This window comes from Streptomyces sp. NPDC004752, from assembly GCF_053601275.1.
In genome coordinates, this window is record NZ_JBSGBN010000108.1 from 24,973 (window position 1) to 32,378 (window position 7,406).

Annotated in this window: 6 protein-coding genes and 1 pseudogene; all 7 read left to right on the forward strand. The window is 70.2% G+C overall.

Features of this window, described 5'->3' with window-relative positions; all coding sequences use genetic code 11:
• Positions 1-8: 8 nt before the first annotated feature.
• A complete protein-coding gene (locus ACWEKM_RS33950) occupies positions 9-1,505 on the forward strand; it encodes a CoA-acylating methylmalonate-semialdehyde dehydrogenase (protein WP_451625107.1) in 1,497 nt (498 codons plus the stop codon).
• Positions 1,506-1,522: 17 nt separating this feature from the next.
• Positions 1,523-2,473: a TIM barrel protein gene (locus ACWEKM_RS33955; protein ID WP_451625108.1), complete on the forward strand. Its 951-nt coding sequence runs from the start codon at positions 1,523-1,525 to the stop codon at positions 2,471-2,473.
• Between the two features lie 9 nt (positions 2,474-2,482).
• Positions 2,483-3,355: pseudogene (locus ACWEKM_RS33960) on the forward strand (MFS transporter).
• Between the two features lie 24 nt (positions 3,356-3,379).
• Positions 3,380-4,399: a Gfo/Idh/MocA family oxidoreductase gene (locus ACWEKM_RS33965; RefSeq protein ID WP_451625109.1), complete on the forward strand. Its 1,020-nt coding sequence runs from the start codon at positions 3,380-3,382 to the stop codon at positions 4,397-4,399.
• Positions 4,396-5,265 carry a sugar phosphate isomerase/epimerase family protein gene (locus ACWEKM_RS33970; protein WP_451625110.1) on the forward strand — a complete coding sequence of 290 codons (870 nt, stop codon included), beginning with the start codon at positions 4,396-4,398 and terminating at the stop codon, positions 5,263-5,265. The genes ACWEKM_RS33965 and ACWEKM_RS33970 overlap by 4 nt, the downstream gene beginning before the upstream one ends.
• 197 nt (positions 5,266-5,462) lie before the next feature.
• Positions 5,463-6,296, forward strand: a complete 834-nt coding sequence (locus ACWEKM_RS33975) for an IS701 family transposase (RefSeq protein WP_451625111.1) — start codon at positions 5,463-5,465, stop codon at positions 6,294-6,296.
• Between the two features lie 227 nt (positions 6,297-6,523).
• Positions 6,524-7,406 (forward strand): IS630 family transposase (locus tag ACWEKM_RS33980; RefSeq protein ID WP_451625112.1); only part of this gene is annotated, 883 nt, incomplete at its 3' end.

Sequence of the window (7,406 nt, forward strand, 5' to 3'; positions counted from 1 at the left end):
ACCCTCACGTGAAGACCATCCCGCACTGGGTCGACGGCTCGGCCGTCCCCGGCAGCGCAGCGGCAACCGCGCCCGTGTACAACCCCGCCACCGGCGCCGAGCAGGCCCGCGTCGCGCTCGGCGGCCGGGCCGAGGTCGACGCGGCGGTCCGCGCCGCGGCGGCGGCCTTCGAGACATGGTCGGAATCCTCGCTCACGCGGCGCACGCAGGTGCTGTTCGCCTTCCGGCAACTGCTGCTGGAGCACGAGGAGGAGCTGGGCCGGATCATCTCGGCTGAACACGGCAAGACCGTCGACGACGCCCGGGGCGAGATTGTGCGCGGCCGGGAGGTGGTCGAGTTCGCCTGTGGCCTCGGCGATGTCCTCAAGGGCGGCTACTCCGACCAGGTCTCCCGCGGCGTGGATGTGCACAGTTTCCGGCAGCCGCTGGGGGTGGTCGCGGGCATCACGCCGTTCAACTTCCCGGCGATGGTGCCGCTGTGGATGCATCCCATCGCCATCGCCACCGGCAATGCCTTCCTGCTCAAGCCGAGCGAGCGCGACCCGTCGGCGGCGAACTTCGTCGCCGAGCTGTACCGGCGGGCGGGGCTGCCGGACGGCGTGTTCAACGTCGTCCACGGTGGCAAGGACGCGGTCGACGCAATTCTCACCCACCCCGGTATCGAGGCGGTCTCCTTCGTCGGCTCCACGCCGATCGCACGGTACGTGCACCAGCAGGCCACCGCGCACGGCAAGCGCGTCCAGGCCCTGGGCGGTGCGAAGGACCATGCCGTGGTCCTGCCGGACGCCGACCTGGAGTTCGCCGCCAACCATCTCGCCGCAGGTGCCTATGGCTCGGCCGGCGAGCGCTGCATGGCAGTGTCCGTGGCCGTCGCCGTCGGCGACGCCGCCGATGGCCTGGTCGATGTGCTCGAGCGCAAGGCCCGCGAGGTGCGGGTCGGTCCCGGCGACGCACCCGGAACCGAGATGGGCCCGCTGGTCACCAAGGCCGCCCAGGAGCGTATCGAAACGGCCGTCGGCACCGCCGCCACCCAGGGCGCCACCGTCGTCGTTGACGGCCGCGGCCTGAAAGTCGACGGTCACGAGGACGGCTTCTTCACCGGTCCGTCCCTCCTCGACCATGTCACCGCCGAGATGGACGCCTACCGCGAGGAGCTCTTCGGTCCGGTCCTCGCCGTCGTACGGGCCGACTCCCTTGATGCCGCCGTCGAGCTGATCAACGCCAACCCGTACGGCAACGGCACCGCCCTGTTCACCGCCTCCGGCGAGGCCGCCCGCCGCTTCCAGCGCCGAGTCAAGGTCGGCATGATCGGCGTCAACGTGCCGGTGCCCGTGCCGATGTCGTACTACTCCTTCGGCGGCTGGAAGGACTCGCTCATCGGCGAATTCCCCATCCACGGCCCCGAGGGCCTCCGCTTCTACACCCGGCCCAAGGTCGTCACCACCCGCTGGCGTCGGCCGGCCCAGTCGGTCGACGCCGGCTTCACCTTCCCCACCTCCAGCTGACCTCCAGGAGCAGCACCATGGCAACGGCGCCTACCTCTCTGCGCACCACCGCCGGCAATCTCTGCCTCGGCTCGGCCCCCGATTCCTGGGGCGTTTGGTTCCCCGAGGACGAGCATCAGGTCCCCTACACCCGCTTCCTCGACGAGCTGGTCGAGGCCGGATACCGGTGGCTGGAGCTCGGCCCGTACGGCTATCTGCCCACCGACCCGCAGCAGCTGAAGGACGAGCTCGACGCGCGCGGCCTGCAGGTCTCCGGCGGCACCGCCTTCGGCGCCCTGCACCGGCCGGAGCTGTGGGACGACACCGTCGCCCACATCCGCCAGATCGCGGAGCTGACCGCGGCCTCCGGCGCCCACCACCTCGTCTTCATCCCGCCCATGTACCGGGACGAGAAGACCGGCGCATTCACCGAGCCGACCGAGCTGACCGCGGACCAATGGGCGGGCTTCGGGCGCAACGCCGACCGGCTCGGCAAGCTACTCCTTGACGAGTACGACATCCGGCTCGTGCTGCACCCGCACGCCGACAGCCACATCCAGACCCAGCCGGAGATCGAACGGCTGCTGAGCGAGTCCGACTCCCGCTACACCAACCTGTGCCTGGACACCGGGCACGTCGCCTACGGGGGCGGCGACAATCTTGACCTGATCCGCCGCTACGGCGAGCGGGTCGGCTACGTGCATATCAAGCAGATGGACCCCGCCGTCCTGGCCCAGGTCGCCGCCGAAGATCTCTCCTTCGGCGAAGCCGTCAAACGCGGCGTCTGTGTCACCCCGCCGGCCGGCGTGCCCAAGCCCGCCGACGTCGTCGCCGCGCTCGCCGGCCTCGACGCCGAGCTGTTCGTCATCGTCGAGCAGGACCTCTACCCCTGTGCCCCCGATGTGCCGCTGCCCATCGCCGTGCGCACGCGCGAGCACCTGGCCGCCAGCGGCCTGACCGGCACCCGCCGCCCACTCTGCGAGCGATAGGCGGCGGTCATGGACGTCAGAGACGAAGCGACCGCCGCCAGGGCCACGGCCGTGGCCAGGGCGCCGCCGAAAGAGGTCTCCCCGCGGCTGCGGCTGATCACTGTCATCGCGACCTTCGGCGGGCTGCTCCTCGGCTACGACACCGGCGTCATCAACGGCGCCCCGCCGTACATGAAGGACGACCTGGGCCTCACCCCGGTCACCGAGGGCATGGTCACCAGTTCGCTTCCGGCGGGGTGTGGCGGTGGATGCTCGTCGTCGCCTCTCTGCCCGCGGTGGTGCTCTGGTTCGGCATGCTCGTGATGCCCGAGAGCCCCGCTGGCTGGCCGCGCACAGCCGCTTCGGCGAGGCGCTGCAGGTGCTGCAGCAGGTCAGGGCGCAGGCCAGGGCCGAGGCCGAGCTGAGAGAGGTGTCCGCGCTCGCCGTCAAGGACGAGCAGGAAAGCTCGGCGGCTGGCAGGACATGAAGTCCGTGCCGTGGCTGCGCAAGCTGATGCTCACCGGCTTCGGCATCGCGATCGTGCAGCGGATCACCGGCGTCAACACGATCATGTACTACGGCACCGAGATCCTCATGGACACCGGCTCCGCGGCGGACAGCGCGCTGACGGCGAACATCGGCAACGGCGTCATCTCCGTGCTGGCGATGACCGTGACGTTCCTCGCCTTCCAGCAGGGCGCCGTCTCCCCGGTCACCTGGCTGATGCTGTCCGAGATCTTCCCTATGAGGATGCGCGCCTTCGGCACCGGCATCTCCAGCACCTTCTTCCTCTTCGTGGCCGCGGGCATTGTCTCCCTCGCTTTCGTCAAGGCCTACGTCCCCGAGACCAAGGGCCGCACCCTCGATGCCGTCGAGGCCGAACTCCGCACCCGCTACTCCTGAACATCCGGAAGGAAACTCGTCCTCATGACCGTACGCATCGGCGTCATCGGCGCCGGAATGATCGGCCAGGACCACATCCGGCGCCTCACCGGCGTGGTCACCGGCGCCGCCGTCACCGCCGTCACCGACATCGACCCGGCCCGGGCCCACGCGGCGGCCGCGCCCGTCGGCGCCGCCGTCCTGCCCACCGGCGCGGATCTGGTCGCGTCCCCGGACGTGGACGCCGTCGTCGTCACCTCCTGGGGTCCCATCCATGCCGAGCAGGTCCTGGCCGCGATCGCCGTGGGCAAGCCGGTGTTCTGCGAAAAGCCCCTCGCCACCACGGCGGCGGACTGCCAACGCATCGTCGAGGCCGAGCGCGCGCACGGCCGCCGGCTGGTGCAGGTCGGCTTCATGCGCCGCTTCGACGCCGGCTACCGCCGCATGAAGGAGATCATCGCGGCTGGCGCGCTGGGCGCACCACTGCTCGTGCACTGCGCCCACCGCAACCCAACCGTGCCGGACAGCTACATATCGGCTATGGCCGCTCAGGACACCGCGGTGCACGAGATCGACACGCTGCGGTGGCTGCTGGACGACGAGATGGCATCCGTGCAGGTGCTCACCCCTCGCGCCACGACCAAGCGGTTTGCGCACCTGCAGGACCCGCAGCTGATGCTGTTCGAGACGGCCAGCGGGGTCCGTATCGACCTCGAGGTCTTCGTCAACTGCCAGTACGGCTACGACATCCAGTGCGAGGTGGTGGGCGAGGACGGCCTGGTCCGGCTGCCGGACCCGGCGGCGCCGCCGGTGCGCACCGCCGGCCGGCACAGCACCGAGGTGCTGCAGGACTGGAAGGACCGCTTCGCGGACGCCTTCGACACCGAATTGCGGGAGTGGGCCGCGTCGGTCGGCGCCGGCGCGGAGCCGCCGGGGCCGTCGGCGTGGGACGGCTACGCCGCCGCCGTCATCACCGACGCCGCGGTGCGGTCACTGGAATCCGGCGGCGTGCTCGTCGCCGTCGACATCAAGCCCCGCCCCGCGCTCTACGGAGGCATCGTATGAAGATCGCCCTGGACCCGTACATGCTCCGCGAACTGCCGCTGGACACGATGGTCGGCACGGTCGCGGATCTCGGCTACGACTACATCGAGCTGTCGCCGCGCGTCGACTTCATGCCCTTCTTCCTGCACCCACGGGCCGACGACGCGCGGGTCGCCGAGCTGAGGCGGGCGCTGCGCACGCATGGCGTGCAGCTGTCGTCGGTGCTGCCGCTGTACAGGTGGTCGTCTCCCGATGACGCCGAGCGGGAGGCGGCGGTCCGTTGCTGGCGGCGGATGATCGAGATCACGGCGGAGCTGGAATGCCCGCTGATGAACTCGGAGTTCAACGGCCGCCCGGAGCATGCCGCGGAGAGTGAGGCGGCCTTCTGGCGGTCGCTGGACGAGTTGCTGCCGCAGCTGGAGCGCGCGGGCATCGCGCTGAATCTGGAAGCCCATCCCGACGACTTCTGCGAGGAGAACGCCCCCGCGGTCGACCTGGTCCGCGCGATCAACAAGCCGTGGGTGAACTACCTGTACTGCGCCCCGCACACCTTCCACCTGTCCGGCGCATCCGACCCGGGCGGGGACATCGCGGCCATGCTCCGCTACGCCGGCGACAAGCTGCAGCACGTCCACATCGCCGACACCTTCAACCACAAGGGTTCCTCCGGCCTGCGCTACATCCTCAACCCGCCCGGCACCCCTGCCCGCATCCACCAGCACCTCGACATCGGCCAGGGCGAAGTCGACTGGCACGCCTTCTTCACCACCCTGCGCGAGCTGGGCTTCGACGGCGTCGCCACCGCCTGCGTCTTCGCCTGGGAGGAGCGGGCCCGGGAGTCGTCGGCGTACATGCTCGAGCGGATCAGAAAGGAACTGCAGCGCTGAGGCACGGCGGTCGGCGCGGACCACCGCTCCGTCGGCCTGGTGCTCCGGTCTGACTTCGCGGTCTTGGTGCGGACTCGGCTGGGAGCGGGTAGGGCCACCGCGTGATCATCGGTTGGTGTGTGGACGAACGACGTTCGTGCGGTGACCGCGGACCATGGCGAGACCCAGCCCGCCGACGGGAGTTGGTCGACCGGGCCATGGCCCGGATCGCGGGCCGCTTCGGCCGAGTTGAACCCCGGGCAGGTTCCCGCGCCTGTCTGCTCGGGCTGTTGTCGAAGGCGGAGCGGAAGAACTGCTGGCAGCTGGCCGGGCAGGCTGGTCTGGCCCGGCCGGGGCCGGTGCAGAGGCTGCTGCGCCGCGCATGCTGGGACGCCGATGCCGTCCGCGACGATGTCCGCGTCTACGCCGTCGGGCACCTCGGCGCCGAGGACACGGTGCTGATCGTGGACGAGACCGGCTTCGTGAAGAAGGGCCAGGCTTCGGCCGGCGTGCGGCGTCAGTACACCGGCACCGCCGGGCGCATCGAGAGCTCCCGGGCAGGCGTCTTCCTCGCCTGCGCCACCAGCCGGGGACGGGCACTGATCGACCGTCGCTACCTGCCCGAGCAGTCCTGGTGCTCCGGTCCCGAACGCCGCCCGGCGGCCGGGACACCCGGCGGAGTGGAGTTCACGGCCCAGCCCCGCCCGGCCCGGAAGATGACCGCCGCCGCACTGGACGCCGGAGTGAAGGCACTACGGATGACCGGCGACGAAGCCTACAGCCAGGACCCGCAGCTCCGTGCCGCCCTGGAAGCGAGCGAGACCGGCTGCGGGCGGGCCGTCGCCTGCCCGGCACGGATACGGATCAACCAGGGCCGTACTCCCGTCCGCGTGGACACCGTCGCCGGACGGCCGCCCACCACCGCCTGGCAGCGGCACAGCGCCGGCCGTGGGGCGCAGGGCCCGCGCTACCACGACTGGGCCTGGATCCACATCGGCACGGACGAACACCTCCACCTGTTCACCGTCGCAACAGCGGACCGATCTCCCTGACCGTCCCAAAATCCGCCACCTGTTCACCATCGCCCTCGACCCTCCGACCGTGACCGCTGCCAGGCTGCCGCACTCGTCAATCTCGCGCAGACGCCACCAGGCAACAGCCCGGCACAGCCACCACCAACGACGAACCGCCACCGAACCTGCTGGACAGACCACGAAACCGCACCGGAGTACTAGTGTCCTGCGCCTGAAGTTCGTTGAATATGTGTAGCCTTGCTCGCATGGCGCGCATGGGACGGCCGGTGGCCGAGGTGACGTTGACCGACGACGAGCGCGAGACGCTGGTGCGTTGGTCGCGGCGGGCGACCTCGGCTCAGGCTCTGGCCCAGCGGTGCCGGATCGTGCTGGGCTGTGCGGAGGGGAAGTCGAACCAGCAGGTGGCTGCCGAACTGGGCGTCTGGCCGCAGACGGTGGGAAAGTGGCGCCGCCGGTTCCTGGAGTCGCGTCTGGACGGCCTGGCGGACGAGCCGCGTCCCGGTGCCCCGCGCAAGATCTCCGACGAGGAGGTCGAGGCACTCGTCGTGGCTACGCTGGAGCGCACCCCGAAGGACGCCACGCACTGGTCGCGATCCTCCATGGCGGCCGAGAGCGGCTTGTCGAAGTCCACCGTGGGGCGGATCTGGCGGACCTTCGGCCTCAAGCCGCACCAGGTGGACAGCTTCAAGCTGTCCAACGACCCGCAGTTCGTCGACAAGGTCCGCGACATCGTCGGCCTCTACCTCGACCCGCCGGAGAAGGCCCTGGTCCTGTGCGTCGACGAGAAGGCCCGGATACAGGCGCTGGACCGCTCGGCACCGGTGCTGCCGATGATGCCGGGCATGCCCGAGCGCCGGACCCACGACTACGTCCGTCACGGCATCACCACCCTCTTCGCCGCTCTCGACGTGGCCACCGGTGAGGTGATCAGCTCCATTCACCGCCGCCACCGCGCCGCCGAGTTCAGGAAGTTCCTCGCCAAACTCGACAAGGAGGTGCCCGCTCACCTCGACGTCCACCTGATCTGCGACAACTACAGCACCCACAAGGCCCCGGCCATTCGCAAGTGGCTGGAGGCCCACCCCCGTTTCCACATGCACTTCACGCCCACCTACTCGTCCTGGCTCA

Bases quoted from the DNA above. Each gene is read 5' to 3' on its own strand.
- ACWEKM_RS33955 (WP_451625108.1), top strand. From the start codon at position 1,523: ATGGCAACGGCGCCTACCTCTCTGCGCACCACCGCCGGCAATCTCTGC.
- ACWEKM_RS33965 (WP_451625109.1), top strand. From the start codon at position 3,380: ATGACCGTACGCATCGGCGTCATCGGCGCCGGAATGATCGGCCAGGAC.
- ACWEKM_RS33970 (WP_451625110.1), top strand. From the start codon at position 4,396: ATGAAGATCGCCCTGGACCCGTACATGCTCCGCGAACTGCCGCTGGAC.
- ACWEKM_RS33975 (WP_451625111.1), top strand. From the start codon at position 5,463: ATGGCCCGGATCGCGGGCCGCTTCGGCCGAGTTGAACCCCGGGCAGGT.